This is a genomic window from Arthrobacter pascens (assembly GCF_030815585.1).
In the GTDB taxonomy this organism is placed as follows: domain Bacteria; phylum Actinomycetota; class Actinomycetes; order Actinomycetales; family Micrococcaceae; genus Arthrobacter; species Arthrobacter pascens_A.
In genome coordinates, this window is sequence record NZ_JAUSWY010000001.1 from 3,991,489 (window position 1) to 4,011,214 (window position 19,726).

The 19,726-nt window shown below is 64.7% G+C and carries 23 protein-coding genes; 10 read left to right on the forward strand and 13 right to left on the reverse strand.

What is annotated here, in order from left to right:
- Positions 1–78 precede the first annotated feature (78 nt).
- From QFZ30_RS18430 to QFZ30_RS18450, 5 genes are all read left to right on the forward strand, one after another.
- Positions 79–1,050 (forward strand): hypothetical protein, encoded by a 972-nt coding sequence (locus tag QFZ30_RS18430; RefSeq protein WP_307078687.1) that lies wholly within the window; start codon positions 79–81, stop codon positions 1,048–1,050.
- Positions 1,050–1,481, forward strand: coding sequence for a phage holin family protein (locus tag QFZ30_RS18435; protein ID WP_307078689.1), 432 nt, complete (start codon positions 1,050–1,052; stop codon positions 1,479–1,481). Before QFZ30_RS18430 ends, QFZ30_RS18435 begins: the two co-directional genes overlap by 1 nt.
- Positions 1,478–2,086 (forward strand): DUF3618 domain-containing protein, encoded by a 609-nt coding sequence (locus QFZ30_RS18440; RefSeq protein ID WP_307078690.1) that lies wholly within the window; start codon positions 1,478–1,480, stop codon positions 2,084–2,086. The genes QFZ30_RS18435 and QFZ30_RS18440 overlap by 4 nt, the downstream gene beginning before the upstream one ends.
- Before the next feature lie 86 nt (positions 2,087–2,172).
- On the forward strand, positions 2,173–3,294 hold the full coding sequence (locus QFZ30_RS18445) for a YihY/virulence factor BrkB family protein (protein ID WP_307078692.1): 1,122 nt from the start codon (positions 2,173–2,175) through the stop codon (positions 3,292–3,294).
- Positions 3,295–3,590: 296 nt separating this feature from the next.
- On the forward strand, positions 3,591–3,767 hold the full coding sequence (locus tag QFZ30_RS18450; protein ID WP_307078694.1) for a CsbD family protein: 177 nt from the start codon (positions 3,591–3,593) through the stop codon (positions 3,765–3,767).
- A gap of 339 nt (positions 3,768–4,106) precedes the next feature.
- Here QFZ30_RS18450 and QFZ30_RS18455 read toward each other — a convergent pair whose 3' ends face one another.
- Together QFZ30_RS18455 and QFZ30_RS18460 are read right to left on the reverse strand one after the other, a co-directional pair.
- The gene (locus QFZ30_RS18455; protein ID WP_307078695.1) at positions 4,107–4,784 is read right to left on the reverse strand and encodes an O-methyltransferase; all 678 of its coding nucleotides are present in this window, start codon (positions 4,782–4,784) and stop codon (positions 4,107–4,109) included.
- Between the two features lie 141 nt (positions 4,785–4,925).
- Positions 4,926–5,249: a thiamine-binding protein gene (locus tag QFZ30_RS18460; RefSeq protein WP_307078698.1), complete on the reverse strand. Its 324-nt coding sequence runs from the start codon at positions 5,247–5,249 to the stop codon at positions 4,926–4,928.
- A gap of 122 nt (positions 5,250–5,371) precedes the next feature.
- On the opposite strand from QFZ30_RS18460, the gene QFZ30_RS18465 reads away from it, so the two are divergent.
- Together QFZ30_RS18465 and QFZ30_RS18470 are read left to right on the forward strand one after the other, a co-directional pair.
- Complete coding sequence (locus tag QFZ30_RS18465; protein WP_307078699.1) at positions 5,372–6,022, forward strand: TetR/AcrR family transcriptional regulator; 651 nt, start codon at positions 5,372–5,374, stop codon at positions 6,020–6,022.
- A 155-nt stretch (positions 6,023–6,177) separates the two neighbouring features.
- Complete coding sequence (locus QFZ30_RS18470; protein WP_307078702.1) at positions 6,178–6,402, forward strand: hypothetical protein; 225 nt, start codon at positions 6,178–6,180, stop codon at positions 6,400–6,402.
- Between the two features lie 17 nt (positions 6,403–6,419).
- On the opposite strand, the gene QFZ30_RS18475 is transcribed toward QFZ30_RS18470, so the two are convergent.
- The 5 genes from QFZ30_RS18475 to QFZ30_RS18495 all read right to left on the reverse strand — a co-directional run bounded on the left by QFZ30_RS18475 (position 6,420) and on the right by QFZ30_RS18495 (position 9,262).
- Positions 6,420–6,719, reverse strand: coding sequence for a hypothetical protein (locus QFZ30_RS18475; protein ID WP_307078704.1), 300 nt, complete (start codon positions 6,717–6,719; stop codon positions 6,420–6,422).
- An 82-nt stretch (positions 6,720–6,801) separates the two neighbouring features.
- Positions 6,802–7,041 (reverse strand): hypothetical protein, encoded by a 240-nt coding sequence (locus tag QFZ30_RS18480; RefSeq protein WP_307078706.1) that lies wholly within the window; start codon positions 7,039–7,041, stop codon positions 6,802–6,804.
- Positions 7,042–7,139: 98 nt separating this feature from the next.
- A complete protein-coding gene (locus QFZ30_RS18485; protein ID WP_307078708.1) occupies positions 7,140–7,451 on the reverse strand; it encodes an AzlD domain-containing protein in 312 nt (103 codons plus the stop codon).
- A complete protein-coding gene (locus QFZ30_RS18490) occupies positions 7,448–8,194 on the reverse strand; it encodes an AzlC family ABC transporter permease (RefSeq protein WP_307078710.1) in 747 nt (248 codons plus the stop codon). The genes QFZ30_RS18485 and QFZ30_RS18490 overlap by 4 nt, the downstream gene beginning before the upstream one ends.
- A gap of 159 nt (positions 8,195–8,353) precedes the next feature.
- Entirely contained in the window at positions 8,354–9,262 is a 909-nt protein-coding gene (locus tag QFZ30_RS18495) for a glycerophosphodiester phosphodiesterase (RefSeq protein ID WP_307078712.1), read from the reverse strand.
- A 51-nt stretch (positions 9,263–9,313) separates the two neighbouring features.
- Here QFZ30_RS18495 and QFZ30_RS18500 point away from each other — a divergent pair, with 51 nt between their 5' ends.
- A complete protein-coding gene (locus tag QFZ30_RS18500) occupies positions 9,314–10,648 on the forward strand; it encodes a DUF445 domain-containing protein (RefSeq protein ID WP_307078714.1) in 1,335 nt (444 codons plus the stop codon).
- Positions 10,649–10,814: 166 nt separating this feature from the next.
- Complete coding sequence (locus QFZ30_RS18505; protein ID WP_307078716.1) at positions 10,815–12,479, forward strand: HNH endonuclease signature motif containing protein; 1,665 nt, start codon at positions 10,815–10,817, stop codon at positions 12,477–12,479.
- Here the strand turns inward: QFZ30_RS18505 and QFZ30_RS18510 are convergent.
- From QFZ30_RS18510 to QFZ30_RS18525, 4 genes are all read right to left on the reverse strand, one after another.
- Positions 12,476–13,225 carry a LamB/YcsF family protein gene (locus QFZ30_RS18510; protein WP_307078718.1) on the reverse strand — a complete coding sequence of 250 codons (750 nt, stop codon included), beginning with the start codon at positions 13,223–13,225 and terminating at the stop codon, positions 12,476–12,478. The genes QFZ30_RS18505 and QFZ30_RS18510 overlap by 4 nt on opposite strands.
- A complete protein-coding gene (locus QFZ30_RS18515; protein ID WP_307078719.1) occupies positions 13,215–14,021 on the reverse strand; it encodes a hypothetical protein in 807 nt (268 codons plus the stop codon). The genes QFZ30_RS18510 and QFZ30_RS18515 overlap by 11 nt, the downstream gene beginning before the upstream one ends.
- Before the next feature lie 103 nt (positions 14,022–14,124).
- Positions 14,125–14,715 carry a hypothetical protein gene (locus QFZ30_RS18520; RefSeq protein ID WP_307078720.1) on the reverse strand — a complete coding sequence of 197 codons (591 nt, stop codon included), beginning with the start codon at positions 14,713–14,715 and terminating at the stop codon, positions 14,125–14,127.
- 96 nt (positions 14,716–14,811) lie between these two features.
- Positions 14,812–15,645, reverse strand: a complete 834-nt coding sequence (locus QFZ30_RS18525) for an alpha/beta fold hydrolase (protein ID WP_307078722.1) — start codon at positions 15,643–15,645, stop codon at positions 14,812–14,814.
- 102 nt (positions 15,646–15,747) lie between these two features.
- Between QFZ30_RS18525 and QFZ30_RS18530 the strand changes: the two genes are divergently transcribed.
- The gene (locus QFZ30_RS18530; protein ID WP_307078724.1) at positions 15,748–16,362 is read left to right on the forward strand and encodes a TetR/AcrR family transcriptional regulator; all 615 of its coding nucleotides are present in this window, start codon (positions 15,748–15,750) and stop codon (positions 16,360–16,362) included.
- Between the two features lie 241 nt (positions 16,363–16,603).
- On the opposite strand, the gene QFZ30_RS18535 is transcribed toward QFZ30_RS18530, so the two are convergent.
- Together QFZ30_RS18535 and QFZ30_RS18540 are read right to left on the reverse strand one after the other, a co-directional pair.
- Positions 16,604–17,170, reverse strand: coding sequence for an AAA family ATPase (locus QFZ30_RS18535; protein ID WP_307078726.1), 567 nt, complete (start codon positions 17,168–17,170; stop codon positions 16,604–16,606).
- A 69-nt stretch (positions 17,171–17,239) separates the two neighbouring features.
- Positions 17,240–19,582, reverse strand: a complete 2,343-nt coding sequence (locus QFZ30_RS18540; protein ID WP_307078728.1) for a glycoside hydrolase family 65 protein — start codon at positions 19,580–19,582, stop codon at positions 17,240–17,242.
- Between the last annotated feature and the right edge of the window lie 144 nt (positions 19,583–19,726).

A 19,726-nucleotide genomic window follows, 5' to 3' on the forward strand; every position in this document is an offset into this window, starting at 1 on the left:
TAATCATGCTTACTATTTTTAGGCCAGTATCGCTGGTTCTTGATCAACAGCTGGCCTTCTTGGAAAGAGAGAGCAAAGATGACAGAGAACCAATGGTCCGACGACCCCGCCTTCCGGGTTTCGCCGGCCACCCCAGGAACCACCGGAGAGCAGAGTGCCAGCACTATGCCGGCCACTGCGGCTCCCCAGACAGGCGACGCCTATGGGACCTCCCGCAAGGATGCGGTGAGGGAAGAGGCCGGTGATGTTGCCCGCACTGCAGCGGAATCGGCCCAAGGCGTGGCTGAAACGGCCAAGGCTGAAGCGGCAAACGTCGCGACAGAGGTCAAAGCCAACACCAAGGACCTCCTCCACCAGGCCCGCACTGACCTCACCCAGCAGGCTGGCGCGCAGCAGCAGAAGGTAGCTGACGGGCTACGGTCCGTTTCGGATGAACTGCACGCCATGGCCCGGGCCTCGGACCAGCCCGGAGTCGCCTCAGACCTCGTCCGCCAGGCCGCAGAGCGTTCCTCTTCAGTGGCCGCATGGCTGGATGGGCGGGACCCGGGATCACTCCTGGATGAAGTCAAGAGCTTTGCCCGGCAACGTCCCGGTACTTTCCTGCTCCTTGCAGCCGGTGCCGGCGTCCTGGCGGGAAGGCTCGGCCGCAGCCTGAGCGCCGGCGCACCGGAGTCCACCCCGCGCTCCGCAGCCGGATACACCGGCCAGTCCACGGGTGACCGGTACACCGGTGACCAGTACGGCACGGACCAGGGCATCCCCGGCGGCTTCACGCCGTCCGGAGGCGGCGCAGTCCCGCCCCCGCCGGTCCAGCTCCCCGGCCCGGCAACCACCACGGCAGGGTTCGACGGCGGCGCTCCCGGAAGCAGCTACGCCGACAGCCCCACCGCTGCGAGCCCGCTGGACAGCCCCCAGCTGGTAGAGGAACCCTGGTCCGGCAACAGGACGGCAGACGATCCCCTCCAGGAGAGGGAGCTTGCCGATGATCCCATGGGCAAAGACCCCCTCACTCGGGACCGCTCCGCGGACGGCCAGACTGGCAGGCCGTGATGAGCAGCCAGATGCCGGAGACTCCAGGGGAAGCAGCCCACGCGAAGGCAGACAACAATTCCTTGGGCGATCTACTGGGCGAGGTCACCCGCGACTTGTCCACGCTCATGCGCCAGGAACTGGAACTTGCCAAGGTCGAACTGAAGCAGACCGCGTCCAGGGCGGGCAAAGGCGGCGGCATGCTCGCCGGCGCCGGAGTGGCCGGACACTTCGTCCTGCTGTTCCTCTCAGTCGCACTCTGGTACGCCCTGGGCCAGCTGATGGGACTGGGCTGGTCCGCCGTCGTGGTGGCCCTGATCTGGGGCATCATCGCCGCGGTCCTGGCGTCCATCGGGCGCAAGGAACTCAAATCGGTCAAAGGCATGCCCCAGACCACCGAAACACTCCAGGAAATCCCCCCAACCCTAAAACCCGGTGAGGTAAAACGATGAGTGAAAATCCGGACGCCATCCGCGCCGACATAGAAGCAACCCGCGAACGCCTAGGCACCAACGTGGACGCGGTGGCGGACAAAGTCACCCCGTCCCACATCGTCCACCGCCAGACGGACAAAGTGAAAGACGCCGTCTTCGGAGTGAAAGAGAAAATCATGGGCACAGCAGATGACGCTGCGGCACGCATGCACACCGGTATGCATGCCCGTACCGATAGCGCTGGCAACCCGCTTACCGAGGCGGGCGCCGCCATTGGCGACGCCCCGCACCAGGTCAAGGCGAAGACCCAGGGCAATCCCTTGGCCGCAGGCCTCATTGCCTTCGGGGCGGGGCTGCTGCTGTCTTCGCTGATTCCTGCCAGCGAGAAGGAACGCGAAGCAGCGGACGCGCTCAAAACCGCGGCAGAACCAGTCACCACCGAACTGACCGAGGCCGCAAAGGACATGGCCCAGGGTATGAAGGAACCCGCCCAGGAAGCAATGGAAAACGTCAAGGCAACCGCAGCGGACGCCGCCGAGCACGTCAAGGCCGAGGGCCAAGGCGCCGCCGCGGACGTCAAGGACCGGGCCACCGATGCCAAGGACCACGTCCAGAACGCCTGACGCCAGCAGACCAGACAGGCCGGCTCCAGCCTCCCTCCGGCGGAGCCGGCCTGTCCGTTTATTCACCACCATTGAGAGGACGCTCCATGGCCAGTCAGGACTCATACGAAACGAGCACCTCCAAGGCGGGCAGCGCTCCAGCCCCCGATGACTCCCGGAAGCCCGACAGCCCAACCGACGTCACCAAGCCGTCCTGGAAGTACATAGCCAAAAAGACACTCAGGGAGTTCAGCCAGGACCAGTGCCCCGATCTGGCGGCCGCACTTACCTACTACGCCGTGCTGTCGCTGTTCCCGGCGCTGCTGGCGATCGTTTCGCTCGTGGGCATCTTCGGCGATGCGGAAAGAACGACGGCGGCTCTGCTGGAAATCGTTCGGGGCATCGCCCCCGGATCAACGGTGGATACCGTCCGCGGCCCCATTGAGGAACTTGCTGGGTCCCCGGCTGCAGGGTTTGCCCTCATCGTGGGCCTGGCGACCGCTCTCTGGTCCGCTTCCGGCTACGTAGGCGCGTTTGGCCGCGCAATGAACCGTGTCTATGAAGTGGACGAGGGCCGCCCCTTTGTGAAGCTCCGCGGAACCATGCTGGCGGTCACCCTGCTCGCCGTCGTCATTGTCGCCCTGCTCGCCGGCATGCTGGTGCTCAGCGGTCCGGTCTCGGAAGCCGTGGGTGGTGCCATCGGTCTCAGCGGGACCATCCTCACCGTATGGAACATTGCCAAGTGGCCCGTGATCGTGGCGCTGGTCATCATGATCATCGCCGTCCTCTACTACGCCACGCCTAACGTCAAGCAGCCCAAGTTCCGGTGGATGAGCATCGGCTCGTTCATCGCCCTGGTGATTTTCCTCTTGGCCTCGCTGGGCTTCGCATTCTACGTTGCGAATTTCAGCAACTACAACAAGACCTACGGCGCGCTGGGCGGCGTGATTGTGATGCTGTTGTGGCTCTGGATCCTTAACATGTCCCTGCTGTTCGGTGCGGAGTTCGACGCCGAGATGGAACGCGGACGCCAACTCCAGGCCGGCATCGAAGCAGAGGAAACCATCCAGCTGCCGCCGCGGGACACGAAGAAGAGCGAGAAACTGCAGGAACAGGAAGAGGAGGACATCAGGCACGGGCGCGAGCTCCGCGAGCGGCACAGCCGTGATGCCGGACAGGAGAACCCCTCGGACACCGGCAGCGGGACCGACCGCAGCGGAAGGGGCTAGGCAGGGCCTCCAACACGAGAGAAAATTATGTTGACAATCAGGTTCTGTCCAGATTTCCCGGGTCATCGCAGGCCCGGGTGTCAGGCGGGGTCGGCGGCGAGATGGCCTCGTCTGAGATCGAGGCCAGTCCCCCCAGTCGTCGTCGGCCCCCTCGAACCCCACCATGTGCCGGTCCGTTTCCAGTTCCCGCGTCAGCCCCTTTTTGGCCCTGTCTGCAACCGGGAAAGCTGGCTAGCATTTAAGCATGACCGGCCGGCATTCCGTTGGCCGGCATCAAGCCGCAGGGAGAAAATGCCATGGGTTTGGACGACAAGATGGAAAACACCGGCGAGAAGTTCGGCGGAAAGGCCAAAGAGGCCGCCGGTGAGGCAACCGATGATGAGAGCCTGAAGAACGAAGGGAAGATGGACCAGGCCAAGGCCGACCTAAAGCAGGCCGGCGAAAAGGTCAAGGACGCCTTCAAGAAGGACTGAGCACACCAGCCTCTGGCCCACGAGTCCGGGCACGCAGTTTTCACGGTTCCCGCTGGTCAGCCCTCCAAGGCCACCGCGGGTTCCCTGCCGAGCGCAAGGAGATACGCACCGAATCCCTGCGGAGCCCGGGCTTGGGTCGGGCCTGAGGTCAGCACACGGATGCTGTCCGTGGATGTAATCGAAAACCCGCGCCGGCGCAGCCGCTCCACAAGTGTCCGGTCCTCGTGCGAGCGCTGCCGTGGAAACCCTCGGCGAGGACATGCAGCTGTCCAGCACTAGGATCTGGACGACGGTGCCCGGCTGGCGCCGCTGCAGCGCCGGAGGATGCCAGGACGCCCGTCAGCGGACCAGGGCCAGCGCGAACCCATCCCATCCCTTGGAACCCACGGTCTGGATCACCGTGGCATCCAGTTGCGGATGCTCGCCCATCAGCTGCAGCGCACTGATGATCCCCGGCGCGTTGACTTGGTCCAGGGACGGGTCCAGCACGGCACCCTCCCACACGGCGTTGTCCAGCACCACCGTGGTGCCGGGCCTCCCTAGTCGGACGGCCCATTCCAAGTAGCCGGTGTTGTTTTCCTTGTCCGCGTCGATGAAGACAAAATCGAAGGGCTCCTGGCCCTCTGCCTGCAGGGCCGCCAATGAGTCAAGGGCCGCGCCGACGCGGATCTCCACTTTGTGCCCCAGCCCTGCCGCTTCGACGTTGGCCCTGGCGACGTCAGCGTGTTTGGTGAGGTATTCGCAGGTCACCAGCCTGCCGTCGTCGGGAAGCCCTTGCGCCATCCAGATGGTACTGAAGCCCGCCAGCGTGCCGACCTCCAGGACACGGCGCGCACCGGAGAGTTGGACCAGAAGCTTAAGGAGTTTGCCAGCGTTCGGCGCCACTTCTATGGGCGGCATGCCGGCGTCCACGGCTGACTGCACTGCCCGCTGCAGGGCGCCATCAGGATGTACTACGGAGTCCGTCAGGAATTCTTCCACTGCCACCCAACCGGGCTGGGTTTTATGCTCAAACATGGCCACAGTCTGGCATGGGCCGTGGCGCGGGTCCACCCATTCCCGCCTCCCGGCTTCGGAGTTTGTGTCCAGATAATGGGCGCAAAGGTCGATTTAGGGCCCATTATCTGGACAAAAGCTCAAGGGGTGGGACCGACGGGATCAGGAACCGTCTGAGAGTGCCGTTTCGAGGCGGTCCACCTTTGCGGTGAGCTCCCCGGTGTATCCGGGCCGGATGTCTGCCTTGATGACCAGCGAGACGCGGCTGCCGAACTGGCCCACGGCTTCAGTGGCCCGCTTCACCACGTCAAACACTTCATCCCATTCACCCTCGATAGTGGTGAACATCGAATCCGTCCGGTTGGGCAGTCCTGACTCCCTGACGATTTTCACAGCGGCGGCGACGGCGTCGTGCACTGAAGCGTCGGAGGGCCGGGAAACCCCGGAGGGAGTGCCTGACGGGGCGACTGAAAATGCAAGCAACATACAGCCAGTCTGCCACGGCAGCGGTCAGGCACGCGGGCCGGCGGCGGACACCACTCGTGTCACATAACCGCCTACCCTTCAGTAACCGTGATTGCCCCGGGCTGCGTTGCTAACCTGATCGAATGAACCTCGCAGTTGCCCGCAAACCGCTCCGTGCAGATGCAGCGCGCAATGTCGACAAGATCATCACGTCGGCCCGCCAGTGCTTCCGCGACTTCGGTCCCGACGTGCCGCTGCAGACCATCGCAACCACAGCGGGCGTGGGCCCTGCCACTCTTTTCCGTAATTTTGCCGACAAGGAGGAGCTGGTCCTGGCCGCGCTCAACCGCCAGCTCAGGCTGACGGTGGACCCTGTCATCGACGACGCCCTTGCCGACATCGACGCGGCCGCCGGGCTGTTTCGGGTCATCGAAGCGATCATGGCGGCAGCCAGCGCGGACGCGAACCTGCTGGGGGCTGTGGCCGGGCGGCGTGAACTGCTGACCGGGATCACCGGCTCCCTGATCGATTCGATCGGTGTCCTGCTGGGCCGGGCGCAGGGCCAGGGCACGTTGCGGGCGGACATCTCCATGACGGATATGTTCCGGCTGCTGGCCATGCTGATCGGCGTCGTGGACACCATGGAGCCGGGTTCGGATGCCTGGCGACGTCCCGTAGCGCTCATCGAGGACGCCATCCGCACCGAACGGCCACACCGACCGCTGCCCGCCCATGTCCCCTTGCCTGCAGCCCAGATTCAGGGTCCGCAGCCCGCAGACTCACGGCACCGCTAGCGCTGGCCTGGGGAGCGAACGCACGCAGGGCCATTGTGAGGGTCTACGCGTTGGAATACACTCAAGGGAGGTTACGCAGCCAGCCTCTGAATTTCCCAGATGGAGCGTCCCATGAAGCACGTTCTGCGTCGTCAAATGAACCAGGTCGACTGGCAATGAGGAGTTCACAACTCTCCCGGTTCATCAGTGATCCCCGCGGGCCTGAAGAGGTCCTTCCCACACTCCCGGCGGAAGAGCTGGCCAATCTCTTGGATGCTCTCTACCAGAACCTTGACACCCCTGAGCCGGAATTCGGCGCACAGGTCTGGTACGAGCTGGCCGTCGAGGAAAGCGCCCGCCGGGCTGTTTTACCCGGGGGCGCTATTCACGGCGTAGCCTAGCCAAACTCTGCGCGCAGCTAGCTGGAGCTGCCTGGAACACTGCCGTCGTGGCGCCGCTCCTTGGGGTGTTCGTGACCAGGGTGATCAACATCGTGCTCCTGGGCGTGCTCCTTGGCTTCCATCAGGTGCTGCTGCAGCTTTTCTTCGGCATCCCGCCGGCGGCGCGCCGTGTCACGCAGTTCCCTGGTGGATTCGGATCCGTTTGGATCCAGATACGCAGTCCGTGTCTTCGCAGGGGTCTCGGACGCGGGGACACGGGTCTGGCCCCCCTGCCCCGCACCTGCCTGCTCAGCTTCAGGCTCTAGTCGTTCGTTCATCACGATTCCTCCCTTTGACCACAATCCCGGGCTGCGGTCTATCTCCAGTGGACCACAGATCAGTCCTGAAGCAGCTCATTCGTTAAGTGCGGACTCCCTGCTGCGTATTTCCTTGCGCACGGCAGTAGAGGTGTGCGGTGGCCGACCCCGGGCCGATGACCATGGTGAGTCTGATGCCCTCCGAGAGGAAATCCAGGTCCGCATCGGGAACATCAGAGAGGGAACGGAACCGGGTAAAGAACCGTTTGACCGGCATTCCGGCGCGCCGTCTGGCAGAAGTAAAGGTGCGGCGCATCCTGGATCTGTCACTGGCTGCGTGCATTCGCTTTTCCATGGTTTCGGCTCAAACTGAAGGTCCACGGCCAGCTGCATAGCCAGCTTCATAGTACAGCGTCTGTGATCCAGGCCACCAGAGATTGGTCAGTTCCATCCGATGAGCCGCAGCAATGCAGCCGTGCTGGCACCGGCAACGACCACCAGCAGGAAAGGTGCGCGGAGTGCCAGGGCGATGGCGGCGACGGCAAGGGCGCCCAGCCGCGCGTCTGCCGCGAGGGACTGGCCGGACGCCACCGTATTGACTATGGTGAGGGACGCCAGCAGGCCGATGGTCATTGTGCCGGCCACCCGTGACATCCGCGGATCCTTCAGGAATCTGGCCGGAACGAAATAGCCCACCAGCTTCCATGCGTAGGCAAGGGCGCACGCCAGCAGCAGCCAGATCCAGAGGTTCATGTACCTGCCTGCCCGGTGCCGTGGTGGCCGTGATGGTGTTCCGCGTACGGATCAACATCCGGCTCCAGCCCTTCATCGCTGCGGCCATGGCTGAACCAACCGATCAGCGCAGCCACCACCGCGGCGATCAGGATTGGCACGCCCGCGGGAACGAACGGCACGGCGATCACCGTCGCCAGGGCGCACACCACCGCGATGGCCACTGGTTCCCGTCCCTTGAGCCTGGGCCAGAGGAGGGCCAGGAAGGCTGCAACCGCGGCGCCATCCAGTCCCCACTGTTTCGGGTCGCCCAGTCCGCCTCCCGCCAGCGCCCCCACTGCAGTGAAGAGATTCCAGAGGACGTAGATGCCGATGCCGGCCGCCCAGAAGCCGCGTCGCTGTTCGGCAGGATCGGCCTGGCCGGTGCTCGTGGCCGTCGATTCGTCGATGGTGAGTTGTGCCGCCACGTATCTGCGCCAGCCCGTTGGGTGGAGGAGTGCATTCAGCTGCATCCCGTAGATACCGTTGCGCATGCCCAGCAAGGTGGCTGCACTCATGGCGGCAACGCCGGAGCCGCCGCCGGCCACCACCCCGATGAACGCAAACTGCGAGCCTCCGCTGAAGAGCAGCAGGCTCAGCGCCATGGTCTGCCAGAAGTTGAGTCCCGAGGTGACGGAGAGCGCGCCGAAGGAAACCCCGTAAAGACCCGTTGCGATGCTGATGGAAAGACCCACGCGCACCGCGGGCGAAGCAAGGAGCTTCATACCCCACGCCCTGCGCTGGCCAACTGCGTGCCGCCCACGGCTGCCGCGGAGAAAGATTGGGTGGTCCGGGGTGACCAGTAAAAAGCCATGGATCAACTCAATCACAGCCACGGTCAATCACAGCGGCGGGCCTGCCGCTATGAGCAGCTGATGAGGCAGCTAATCCGGGAGCTGGAGCTGCAAGCCGGCGGGCTGGAGCTGCGCCAGCACCTTCGCCGGAATGTTGGTGGTGATCTCGTGGATGCCCAGGCCCTGGCACAACGCAACGTCGCGCTCGCTGTCCACGGTCCATACGCGGAAGCGACGGCCGGAATCCAGCCAGCGCTGCACGGTGCGGGCGTGTTCGCGGACGTACTTCATGCCCGGTCCTGCCAGCCGCACCTGGCACTCATCAAGGATCCGTTCGCCTTCCAGCTGCGCGGCCTTCATCACGTTGGCTATTGCGCCGCCTGTCAACGGGCCCAGGCCCAGCTCCTCGCGGATTTCGTCAACGTCGATGTCGTCCACCAGCTGGCAGATGAACTCGGCGGGCACCGTCCGCAGCAGGTGCCTGACGGCATCCGGGCTGAAGCTCATGAACGTCACCGTGATGTTGTCCAGGGACGAGGTGCCAGGGTCCCAGCCTTCGCTCCGGAGCACCTCCAGCACACGGTCCTCCAACTTGAGCTGGTAAGGGCTGGGATGCTTGAGCTCGATGGCCAGGCCGACGGGCCGCCCGGCCGCGCGCAGGATGTCCAGGAGTTCGGGAAGGGTGAGGAACTGCTCGGAGCGTGCACCATACATTTCCGGGATCCGGGCACCCTTCCAGGACGAGAAATCCAGAAGCCGCAGCTCCTCAAGGGTACGTTCGGCAACAGGCCCGGTTCCGTCGGACGTGCGGTCCAGGTTGGCGTCATGGAGCAGCACCGCGTGCTGGTCCCGGGTGAGGTGGACATCGCACTCCACACCGTCCGCGCCATCGGCAAGGGCCTGGAGGTACGCGGCGCGGGTGTGTTCGGCGAATGCCGCACTGGAGCCCCTGTGGGCAAAGACCAGGGGCCTCTTCGGCACAGACTCGACAGTTGTCATGAGGACACGCTAGCCCACCCTGCTGGTGGAGTGCGGGACTAGGCTGGGCACATGCAGGTGAACTCTGAGACAACTACCAGGCCCGCCCCGGACCGGACCTCCAGTCCTGCCCCAAGGGGGGCCGTCGTCGAACATCAAGTCAGTCCGGGTGACGCCGAAAAGGCGGCAGCGCTACGGAAAATGAAGCTGGTGGCGCTGGGGCTGCTCATCGCCATGGCCGTCGTTTTTGTGTTCGCCTTCGCGCTGCAGAAAGAATACCCCTGGCTGCAGTACGTACGGGCGGCAGCGGAGGGCGGCATGGTGGGCGCGCTGGCCGACTGGTTCGCTGTCACCGCGCTGTTCAAGTACCCCATGGGCATTAAGATCCCGCACACCGCCATCATTCCGAACCGCAAGGACCAGATCGGGGCGTCCCTCGGTGAGTTCGTGGAGACAAACTTCCTGTCTGAGCAGGTGGTCCAGGACAAGCTCGCGAGTGTGAACATCGCGCGGAAAGCCGGCGAATGGCTTGCCGGTCCGGGCGGCGCTGAACGCGTGGCCAAGGAGGGTGCCGCCGTCATCCGCGGCGCGTTCAAGGTATTGAACGACGACGACGTCCAGGCAGTGATCGAGGGCATGGTCCGCAAGCATCTGCTGGCTCCGCCGTGGGGACCGCCGGTGGGCAGGATGGCGGAGCGGATTTTTGCCGACGGGCACCATCACAAGCTGGTGGACCTGCTGGTGGACCGGGCAGCGGACTGGGTCAGCGACAACCATGAGACCGTCAGCCGGCTGGTCTCGGACCGCTCCCCCACCTGGGTGCCGCAGTTCGTGGACGGGCTGGTGGGCGACAAGGTGTACGTGGAGATCCTCAAGTTCACCCGCGCCGTGCAGTCCGATCCCAATCACCAGGTGCGGCAGTCGATCGACAAGTACCTCAACGACCTCGCGCAGGACCTGCAGCACGATCCCGCGATGATTGCCCGCGCGGAGGACATCAAGGCGCAGGTCCTGGGCGACCCGGAGGTCCGCGAACTCGCCTCCCGCACGTGGGGCACGGTGAAGAACGCCCTGCTCAGCGCCGTGGACGATCCGGACAGCGAATTGACGGTGAAGTTCAAGGCGGCCTTTCGCGATTCCGGCTCACGTCTTGTCAACGACGCCGAGCTGGCCGGGAAGGTGAACGCCTGGATCGGCGACGCCGCCGGCTACCTGGTGCGGACCTATCGCTCGGACATCGCGGGCGTGATCACGGAAACAGTGGCCCGTTGGGATGCCGAGGAAACCTCGCGGAAGATCGAACTCCAAGTGGGAAAGGACCTGCAGTTCATCCGGATCAACGGCACCGTTGTGGGGTCCCTTGCCGGTCTGGCCATCTTCACCGTGGCGCACCTGGTGTTCGGCTAGCTCGGGTTTCAACACGCGCGGGGCTTCCAACAGCGCGAACGAACACTTGGGGGCCGGCCCGGGTGGAGGTCAAGATCGCTGCGGTGAAGACCCGGTTGGTCGCAGGATATCCACATAGGCCACCCGCTGCGCCGTGATTGTCAGACCCTCGCAAGATGATTTAGGTATGGAAAAGACGGCAGCAGACGAGACGTTGGAGGCCTTTGAGGCTTCAGCTGCTGCGCTCGTTGCCCTGGTGCGCCGTGGGACAGGCATCCCGGGTTCGAGCGGTCCCGATCCCCTCCGTGACCAGGCGGATGCGTGCCTGGACGGGCTCGCAGAATCGGCCCGTGTGGACGCGATGCTGGCCGCCCTGCGAGTGCACCTCACCGCCGGATACGCCGACAAAGCCACAGCCTTGGCCACCCCGGCTGCCTCGCCTCAGGAGCACACCGCCCAGGAGATGGCGGTGGTCGCGGAGGTCGCGTGCGTCCTCACGGTCAGCGAACGCGCCGCGGGGGCCCTGCTGACCCAGTCCCACGAACTGACTAGCGCCCTGCCGCTGACGCTCGCCGCTCTGGAGGCCGGGTCGATTTCGTGGCAGCACGCCAGGGCGATGGTCGACGAAACCGCGGGCCTGGACCCCGCCGGTGCCCAGGCGTTGGAGGCCCATTTCCTGGACCCGGTAACGCCGAACCCGGCAGGTGGCTGCCCGGCCGGGGAGCTCCTGCCGTCCCGGTTCCGGCACAAGGCAAGGACATGGCGGGAACGCCACCACCGGGTCAGCATCGAAACCCGCCACGCCAAAAGCGCCCAGGACCGGCGACTGGACTATGCTCCGGACAGGGACGGGATGGCCTGGCTCTCCGCGTACCTCCCAGCAGATCAGGCAGCAGGCATCTGGGCACGGACCACCACCGCGGCCCGCGCCCTGCAGGGCCCGCACGAGGCCAGGACCGTGACGCAGCTCAGAGCCGACCTGGCCGCCACCTGGCTCCTGACTAACAACACGGCCGGCGACATGGCCGGTGGCGGAACTGAAGGCGGCACCGGCGCGGGAGATAGTGTCCCGTCCCCGGCGGCGCAGGTGCTCATCATTGTTCCCGTCCTGTCCCTCCTCGGTGCCACCGATGGACCGGCCACCCTGGACGGGTACGGGCCTATCCCGGCCTCCATGGCCCGCCGGCTCGTTGCCGACGGGGCCGATTCCTTCCACCGGGTGCTGACCGATCCGCGGGATGGTGCGCCCCTGGAAATCGGCCGGACCAGCTACCGCATCCCCAAAACCATGCGCCAATGGCTCAGGCTCAGAGACGGCAAATGCCCGTTCCCAGGCTGCAACAACCACTCCCTCGACAACGAGGCAGACCACGTCCTCGCCTGGGCAGACGGCGGAACCACCGGCATCACCAACCTCGGCCAACCCTGCCGCAAGCATCACCGCCTGAAACACACAACAAGCTGGACACCCTCCGGAGCCGGACCCAACAAACCACCCGGCTGGACCTCACCCACCGGCCGCCACTACGCCAGCGAACAACAGGACTGGGAACCACCCCGCTGGCCGGCCCAGTTCTTTGGTCCTGTCACGCGGCCGCCGGACGAACCGGAACATCCCGAATCTCCGGATCCGGACTGGGACCCGGATCCGGATGGGGAACTCGGCCCAGCCCGCGGACCGGACCCTTATCCGGACTGGGAACCCGGCCCTCCATTGGGCTCCGAACCCGACCTGGATCATGGTCCGGGGTGTGGCCTGGCCATGCCCGAAGATCCCTTGCCGGATGACGTCTGGCCATGGGAGAGCCTCGACGAGCCTTGGCCGGAATGGGCGGAATTCCAAGCCGTCTAGGCGAAGGACTCCAGCTCCACGCCCGCGGCTTCCAGGCCTGCCCGGACGCCGGCGGCCATCTCCACGGCCCCCGGCGTGTCTCCGTGGATGCACAGCGAATCCGGGCTGACCTCCACTACCGTTCCATCCACGGCCACGACCTCGCCCTTCGTCGCAAGGCGCACTGCCCGCTCAACGATCGAGTCGACGTCGTGCAGTACGGCACCTTCCTGCGAGCGCGGCACCAGCGTGCCGTCGGCAAGGTAGGCGCGGTCCACAAAGGCCTCGATGAACACCGGGTGGCCGGCTTCCTTTGCCTGGATCAGGAGCTCCGAGCCGGGGAGGCCAAGAATCGGGAGGCCGGGGTCGTAGGCCTGGATGGCAGCCACCACGGCGGAGGCCTGCTCGGAGTCGTGGAACACGCGGTTGTAGAGGGCGCCGTGCGGCTTGACGTAGTCCACAGATGCGCCCACGGCATGGGCGACGCCGTCGAGGGCGCCGAGCTGGTACAGGACGTCGCCGAAGAGCTCGTCGAAGGACATGTCCAGGGAGCGTCTGCCGAAACCGGCCAGGTCGCGGTAGCCCACGTGCGCGCCGACGGTGACGTCGAGTTCGAAGGCGGCGCGGCAGCTGTCCAGCATGGTGACGGGATCTCCGGCATGGAAGCCGCAGGCCACGTTGGCACTGGTGACCAGCCGGAACATCGCGGCGTCGTCTCCCATGTTCCAGGAGCCGAATGATTCGCCGAGATCAGCGTTAAGATCCAAGATTCTTGCCTTCCAGCGTGAGGTTCTCCGGTGCCGCGGCGGTGGCCGTGAGCTCCCCGGGGATGGTGTCCGGCATGGGGCCGAAAGCTTCCTTGGCGTTGGCCACCACCGCCCTGCCCATCATGAGGTTGCCGGCACCGCCAACCACCGCGCCGATGCCGAACGGAAGCGCCCGGCCGAACAGGGCAGTCCCTTGGCGCTTCAGCAGGTTCTTGAGGAAGGCCTTCTGTATTTTGTTCCGGACCACACCGAAGCCCGAGACGGGCATGGACTTGGAGAGCACATTTCCCCAGGCCTGGGGTGCACTCGCTCCCTTGCCCATGGCCTGGCCGCTCAGTGTCCCCAGCAGCGCTGTTCCTTCCTCGCCCAGCATGATGGCCATAACCATAGTGCTTGCCTTTTCCGGGTTCGTCAGGCGGATGCCATGGAGTTCGGCGAGCGACGTCGCATACAGGGCGGTGGCCTCAAGGAAGCCCACGGTGGCTGCGGCGGACAGCCCTAAGGAGGCGACGGTCCCCACCCCGGGCACCACCGCTGTGGCACCCACTATCGCCCCGCCGCCGGTCACGGCCGCGAGGTAGTCGCGCTCCATCCTGACTGCGAGCTGCGCCGCCGACGCCCGGGGTTGTCTGCGCTGCAGACGGCGGATGTACGCCAGCACCAGCGGGCGTTGGATCTCCACCGCCCGGAGCAGCATGTTGTGGACTCCGGGTTTCGGCTTGCCTTCGGCGTCGAACACCGCGTTGTGAGCGGTTTCCTGAGCGATTCGTACTGCGGGATTGCGGCGCTTGGCCATGGTCACCTCTGCTTCTGTCCTGCTTCTGTCCGCTGGCGGTCTCGGCTGCGGCCCTGCCTTAACACTAAGGGTGCCTAACACTAGGCCACGCCGGGGCTGGCCCCTACATCACCCAGGATTCGGCCACGGCAATATAACCCGACGACGACGGCCCCCGCGGTCCCGGATAGACACTTGCGGCGCCGGGCCACTCCACTCCGAATTCGGCGAGCCGGCCGCTGCTGCACGGCAGGTACACATTGTTGAGCCCGGCGGAGTTGGGTCCCAGTTGGAAGTCCGGTGAGGAAAATGGGCGGCGGTCCAGGATGCCCGAGAGCTCAAGCTCAGCTTTGCGGCCGATGGCGCGGAATCCGCGCTCCAGGTCCAGTTCGACGTCGAATTCGTCCTGGGTATGCGTGATCCCGTTGAGCGGAAACCTGGCTGCCTCCGGGAAATAGCGGGCCAGTTCGGCGGCGAGAGTTGACGCGAAGTATTCGTTGGTTCCGTAACTCCGCCAGCCCTGCAGGGTGGCCACAAGCAGCGCATTTCCACTGCCCCAGCGCGACCAATCGGCCATCCAGAACGATGCGAAGCAGCTGGCTGCCTCGCCGGGAATCTGGACCCCGCGGGCATCCACTGGATGCAGCGCGAGGCCCGGATTCGACCCCACAAAGGCCAGGCTGCGCCGCCACGAGGCGGCAGGAATACTGTCCATGCTTCGAGCCTAGGGCGGACAGTATGAAATCCGGAGCTGACAGCGCCGGACGGACTCATCGCGAATGGAGCTGCGGGAACCCCGGACTGCCCACCCCTATTTGGCCAGGAAGCCCAGCAGTGCCTGGTTGACCTCCTCGGCGTGAGTCCACAGCAGCCCGTGAGGAGCCCCATCAATCTCGACATAATCGGCTGTGGGCAGGGCCTCGTAGAAAGGCCGCCCGGTTGCATCAATCGGAAGGATGTTGTCAGCAGTTCCATGCAGGATGAGCGCCGGTACATCGATCTTGGGAATGTCGGCACGGAAGTCGGTGGTCCAAGTCGGCACTGCCGCGCTGGAGGCGAACCAGGATGCGCCTGCGGCCACGTTCCAACTATTTCGAAGTGCCTCTTCCGACAGGCGGGTGCCGAGGGTGTCTTCGGTGTTGTAGAAGTTGCGGTAGAAATCCGAGAAGTACGCGTACCTGTCCGTCGTGACAGCAGCCTGGATGTCATCGAAGACCTGCTGCGGGACACCGGTGGGGTTATCCTCAGTCTCCAGCAGGAACGGTTCCAGGGAAGCGAGGAACGCCGCCTTCGCAACACGCTCGGATCCGTGGGTGCCCAGGTACCGTGCCACTTCGCCGGTGCCCATGGAGAACCCGACGAGGACAGCCTCGCGAAGGTCCAGGGTATCGAGAATCACCTTCAGGTCAGCCGCAAAGGTGTCGTAGTCATACCCGGTGGTCGGCTGGCTGGAGCGGCCGAAGCCGCGCCGGTCATAGGTGATGACACGGTAGCCGGCCTTGAGCAACGCCGCGCTCTGCTTTTCCCAGGAATGGCCGTCCAGCGGGTAGCCATGAATGAGGACAACCGGCTGGCCGCTGCCGTGGTCCTCGTAGTAAAGCTCGATATCCGTGCTGTTTTCTGTTCCTACAGTGATGAAAGCCATGGAGGGCGCCCTTCGGATCTGGTGAGAACGGTCGTTCTCAGCTACATGGACTACTATAGAGAACGAACGTTATCCGTTGCAAGTGTTCTGCGGAAAGAAGTGATGACAGCGGTGGCACCTGATACGGCGCGTGCTTCGAGGAAGGTTTCGAAGCCCGCAGACGATGAAGCCCTGCGCGACGTGGCCCTGAATGCTGCGGACCGGCTGTTTTACGCCCGAGGAATCCAGGCTGTGGGGATGGATGAGCTCCGCGGGGCATCGGGCATTTCGCTCAAGCGGCTCTACCGGTTGTTTCCGTCGAAAGATGCGATCGTGGAGCAGGTCCTTCTGAACCGGCACAGGGTGTGGACTGAGGGGGTGGCCGCGGCCGTGGCCGGCGAGGAAGAGCCCCGCGAACGCCTGCTGGCCATTTACGATTTTCTTGCTGACTGGTTCGCGGAGGACGGATTCCGCGGTTGCGCGTTTATTAATTCGTTCGGAGAACTCGGAGGATTTTCCCCGCGCGTGGCCGAAATCGTACGCAGCCACAAGAAAGACTTCCAGGGCTATGTTGCCAATCTGGTTTCAGAAGCCGGAGCCCCGCCCACCCTTGCGCCACAGCTCTCCATCCTTGCTGAAGGAGCCCAGACCACGGCCGCAATCTCAGGCAGCGCCGAGCCCGCCGTTCAAGCCCGGGCCGCCGCCGAAATCCTGATCAATGCTGCGCTGAAACCATAGCTGCCGGATCGACCGGACACAGTTTGCACTCCGGTCAAAGCGGCCAAGGCTTCTGCGTGCACCGGCCGGCCGGAGACTGACGCTCGACGCGTGCCTCCTGCGCGTGAGTAGCGTCAGGCCCCTGCCCGGAGTTCGCCCGAGCCACGCGCCGCAGGACGAACGGCGCTACCTTGCCGACGAACGGTTAAGGCCGCAGCCGGACGGCCAGGCCGCAGCAGTGGTGGCCGCCCGCGCGGTTCTTTCACATGCAAAACCCGAATTCGTCGACAATCATCCGGGCAGCTTTTTCGGCTGGCAAATCCGTGTTGTCGATCTTCAGGAAGTTATCCTGAAGAAAAGAATCACCGTCCGAATTCAGCTTGTATTGCTCATCGTGCTCCAACAAGAGCGCCCGGGAACCCTTGATGTTTCGCTTGGACGCCTTGTGTGACAACCTGAATTCCGTCTCGTTCCGCCTCAGCCGCTCCTCCAAATCGGCTTCCAGCTCAACGAAGTACACGTCCGCGCCCTGATCCCTGAATACGTCGCAACTCCGCTCTACGAATTTCCGGTCGGATTCGTGGTCGAGCGCCCAAACGTACGTGAAAATAAGTCCAGGTAGATCGCTCGCTGCAACCTCTTCGAACACGCGTTGGCGAAACTCGGCGACCAGGGTCTGGAACTGAGGCTCTCCGAAATCGAAGAAATTCAGCACCAACTCAATCGTCATGTGGTTATGGAAAAGCCTGAAGCCCGTAAGTTTCGAAAGCTCATGCCCAACGCTCATTTTCCCTACGGCAGGCGGCCCAAATATGACTACGAACTTCACGATTTTCCTCTCGACCTATCTCCGACCAGTAACCCACATCGGCACCAGCGGGCAGGCCGCCGAACACGCTTAGGCGCGGGCGCGCACCACGGGAATGCTCGCTGTCGGCAGCCCGCTGGGGAAGACCGTAGGCTCCGGAACCTGCACCGGCTCCAGGGCCACCCGGACCGGGTCCCGGTCCACGCTGAACACCTGCCCGCGGACGTCCACATCCAGCGGCTCGCCTTTGCTGACAGTGAGGGTGATGGAGCCGGCGTCGAGTTCCACCATCAGCAGCCGGCCCTGGATCTTGAGGTGGAAGGAGAGCGCTTCCCACTCGGAGGGAAGCCGCGGATCGAAAAACGGCACGGGGCCCTGGTCGCGGAGCCCGGCAAAGCCGCAGACCAGCGAGCTCCACACACCACCCGTGGAGGCGATGTGCACGCCGTCGATGGTGTTCCCGTGGGTGTCATCAAGGTCGATGAACACGGCGTTGGTGAAGTGCTCCAGTGCCGCCTTGGGGTACCCCACCTCTGCGGCCATGATCCCCTGCACGCAGGCGGACAGGGTGGAGTCGCCGGTGGTGATGGGATCGTAGAAATCAAAGGCCCGGCGCTTCTCTTCAGCCGTGAAGTCCTGCCACTGCAGGAACATGGCCAGCACGGTGTCGGCCTGCTTCAGCACCTGGTGGCGGTAGATCACCAGCGGGTGGAAGTGCAGCAGCAACGGGTACTTGGACCGGGGTGTGGTCCAGTCCCAGGGTTCCAGCGTCATGAAGTCGTTGTCCTGGGAGTGCACCTGCATGCGGTCATCAAAGGGCAGCTGCATGCGGCATGCAGCGGCTTCCCACAGCTGGCGCTCGTCGTCGCTGATTTCGGCGTGGTCCAGGGCAGCGGCCGCGCGCAGGTTAAAGCGGGCCATGACGTTGGTGTAGAGGTTGTCATTGACTACTGCCGTGTACTCGTCGGGGCCCGTGACGCCATGGATATGGAAGAGTCCGTCCTTGCCGAAGAACCCCAGCGAGACCCACATGCGGGCTGTTTCGATCAGGAGCTCCGCGCCCATGCCCTCGCTGAATTCTTCATCGCCTGTTGCCCACAGGTACCGGTTGGTGGCGAAGGCGATAGCGGCGGCGATGTGGAACTGCGCGGTGCCGGCAGCGTAGTAGGCACTCGATTCGAGGCCGTTGATGGTCCGCCAGGGGAAGAGCGCGCCGTCCACACTGAGATCCTTGGCGCGTATCTTGGCCGCGGGGAGCATCTCGTGCCGGAACTCCAGGACCTGGCGGGCGCCGTCGGGGTTGGTGTACGTCAGGTATGGCAGGAGATAGACCTCCTGGTCCCAGAAATAGTGGCCTTCATAGCCTGAGCCAGTCACGCCCTTGGCAGGAATGCCGGCAACGTCTGCGCGCGCTGTCGCCTGGGCAAGCTGGAACAGGTTCCAGCGGATGGCCTGCTGGAGTTCCGGCTGGCCGCCCACCACGATGTCCGACGTGGCCCAGTAGTCCCGGTAGTGCGCCTCACTCTCGGCAAAGATGTCCTGGACGGAACGGAGTCCGGCCTCGGCGGCTTCCGCCGCATCCTGGCCGGAGTCCTGGACGCCACGGCCAGCGGCGTAGCTGACGCTTTTTTCCAGCCGGAAGGGCTGGTCCGCGCCAACGGCCAGAACATAGCGGACGCTGCTGTCATCCTGGTCCACCAGGGTGTCGAACGGCTGGTGCCCGGCGGAAGTCCAGTGGTCCACGGCAATTCCCACCCGCTGCCTGGATTCCGCCGCCTCCCAGGAAAGCCGGAGTGAGCCGTCGCCGCCGTCGAGCCGTAAGGGCAGCAGGACGCGGCCCGCGTGGCGGCCGGCGCGGCGGGGGTCGTGCGCAGAGTGGTCCTCAACGGGCTGGTCCTGGCGGTTGATGATGGACGACGTGACGTCGGCGGACACATCCTGGTCAGCGGACACTTCCAAAGACACGCCCACGCTGCCCCGGGAGGCGAATCCGACGGCACGCCGCTCGGTGGTGGTCACTGTGGCGCCGGAGCGGCACTGCCAGGTGATTCGGCATTCGTAGATTCCGGTGGAGAAATCAACGGAGCGGCGGTAGTCGAGCACTCCGGATTCCGCCAGGCTGAGGGTCTCGCCGTCGATGATCACCGTGAAGTTGTTCGCATCCGGGATATAGATGATCCGCTGGCCGGTCCGGGCGAAACCGAATGCGTTCTCAGCGTGCTTGATGTCCCAGATCTCATGCAGGCCATTGATGAAGCTGCCCGGCAGGTCAGCGTCCGCGGCTGCCCAGTGCGCGCCGCGGATGCCCAGGTGCCCGTTGCCCAGAGCAAAAAGGGTTTCCAGTGTGCCCGCATTGCCCGGCTCATGGCGCGTCTCCACGAGTTGCCAAGGGTTGTTGGGGAACCGTTCGCGGTCCGCTGTGATAAGAGCCATGGTGTTGGGGTCCTTTGGCGTTTGTACTGTGCAGCTGGGGGATGAGCCGCTGGGGTCTTGGGCAGCTAGGGCCTGTGCGTTTTTGGGACGCGCGGTTGGGGGTGCTGCGCGGAGTCGGACTGATGGAGCGGAGTGTGGAGCGGA

What these genes read in the sequence shown, in the direction of transcription:
- QFZ30_RS18430 (WP_307078687.1), top strand. Translation starts at nt 79, where the DNA reads ATGACAGAGAACCAATGGTCCGACGACCCCGCCTTCCGGGTTTCGCCG.
- QFZ30_RS18435 (WP_307078689.1), top strand. Translation starts at nt 1,050, where the DNA reads ATGAGCAGCCAGATGCCGGAGACTCCAGGGGAAGCAGCCCACGCGAAG.
- QFZ30_RS18440 (WP_307078690.1), top strand. Translation starts at nt 1,478, where the DNA reads ATGAGTGAAAATCCGGACGCCATCCGCGCCGACATAGAAGCAACCCGC.
- QFZ30_RS18445 (WP_307078692.1), top strand. Translation starts at nt 2,173, where the DNA reads ATGGCCAGTCAGGACTCATACGAAACGAGCACCTCCAAGGCGGGCAGC.
- QFZ30_RS18450 (WP_307078694.1), top strand. Translation starts at nt 3,591, where the DNA reads ATGGGTTTGGACGACAAGATGGAAAACACCGGCGAGAAGTTCGGCGGA.
- QFZ30_RS18455 (WP_307078695.1), bottom strand. Translation starts at nt 4,784, where the DNA reads ATGTTTGAGCATAAAACCCAGCCCGGTTGGGTGGCAGTGGAAGAATTC.
- QFZ30_RS18460 (WP_307078698.1), bottom strand. Translation starts at nt 5,249, where the DNA reads ATGTTGCTTGCATTTTCAGTCGCCCCGTCAGGCACTCCCTCCGGGGTT.
- QFZ30_RS18465 (WP_307078699.1), top strand. Translation starts at nt 5,372, where the DNA reads ATGAACCTCGCAGTTGCCCGCAAACCGCTCCGTGCAGATGCAGCGCGC.
- QFZ30_RS18470 (WP_307078702.1), top strand. Translation starts at nt 6,178, where the DNA reads ATGAGGAGTTCACAACTCTCCCGGTTCATCAGTGATCCCCGCGGGCCT.
- QFZ30_RS18475 (WP_307078704.1), bottom strand. Translation starts at nt 6,719, where the DNA reads ATGAACGAACGACTAGAGCCTGAAGCTGAGCAGGCAGGTGCGGGGCAG.
- QFZ30_RS18480 (WP_307078706.1), bottom strand. Translation starts at nt 7,041, where the DNA reads ATGCACGCAGCCAGTGACAGATCCAGGATGCGCCGCACCTTTACTTCT.
- QFZ30_RS18485 (WP_307078708.1), bottom strand. Translation starts at nt 7,451, where the DNA reads ATGAACCTCTGGATCTGGCTGCTGCTGGCGTGCGCCCTTGCCTACGCA.
- QFZ30_RS18490 (WP_307078710.1), bottom strand. Translation starts at nt 8,194, where the DNA reads ATGAAGCTCCTTGCTTCGCCCGCGGTGCGCGTGGGTCTTTCCATCAGC.
- QFZ30_RS18495 (WP_307078712.1), bottom strand. Translation starts at nt 9,262, where the DNA reads ATGACAACTGTCGAGTCTGTGCCGAAGAGGCCCCTGGTCTTTGCCCAC.
- QFZ30_RS18500 (WP_307078714.1), top strand. Translation starts at nt 9,314, where the DNA reads ATGCAGGTGAACTCTGAGACAACTACCAGGCCCGCCCCGGACCGGACC.
- QFZ30_RS18505 (WP_307078716.1), top strand. Translation starts at nt 10,815, where the DNA reads ATGGAAAAGACGGCAGCAGACGAGACGTTGGAGGCCTTTGAGGCTTCA.
- QFZ30_RS18515 (WP_307078719.1), bottom strand. Translation starts at nt 14,021, where the DNA reads ATGGCCAAGCGCCGCAATCCCGCAGTACGAATCGCTCAGGAAACCGCT.
- QFZ30_RS18520 (WP_307078720.1), bottom strand. Translation starts at nt 14,715, where the DNA reads ATGGACAGTATTCCTGCCGCCTCGTGGCGGCGCAGCCTGGCCTTTGTG.
- QFZ30_RS18525 (WP_307078722.1), bottom strand. Translation starts at nt 15,645, where the DNA reads ATGGCTTTCATCACTGTAGGAACAGAAAACAGCACGGATATCGAGCTT.
- QFZ30_RS18530 (WP_307078724.1), top strand. Translation starts at nt 15,748, where the DNA reads ATGACAGCGGTGGCACCTGATACGGCGCGTGCTTCGAGGAAGGTTTCG.
- QFZ30_RS18540 (WP_307078728.1), bottom strand. Translation starts at nt 19,582, where the DNA reads ATGGCTCTTATCACAGCGGACCGCGAACGGTTCCCCAACAACCCTTGG.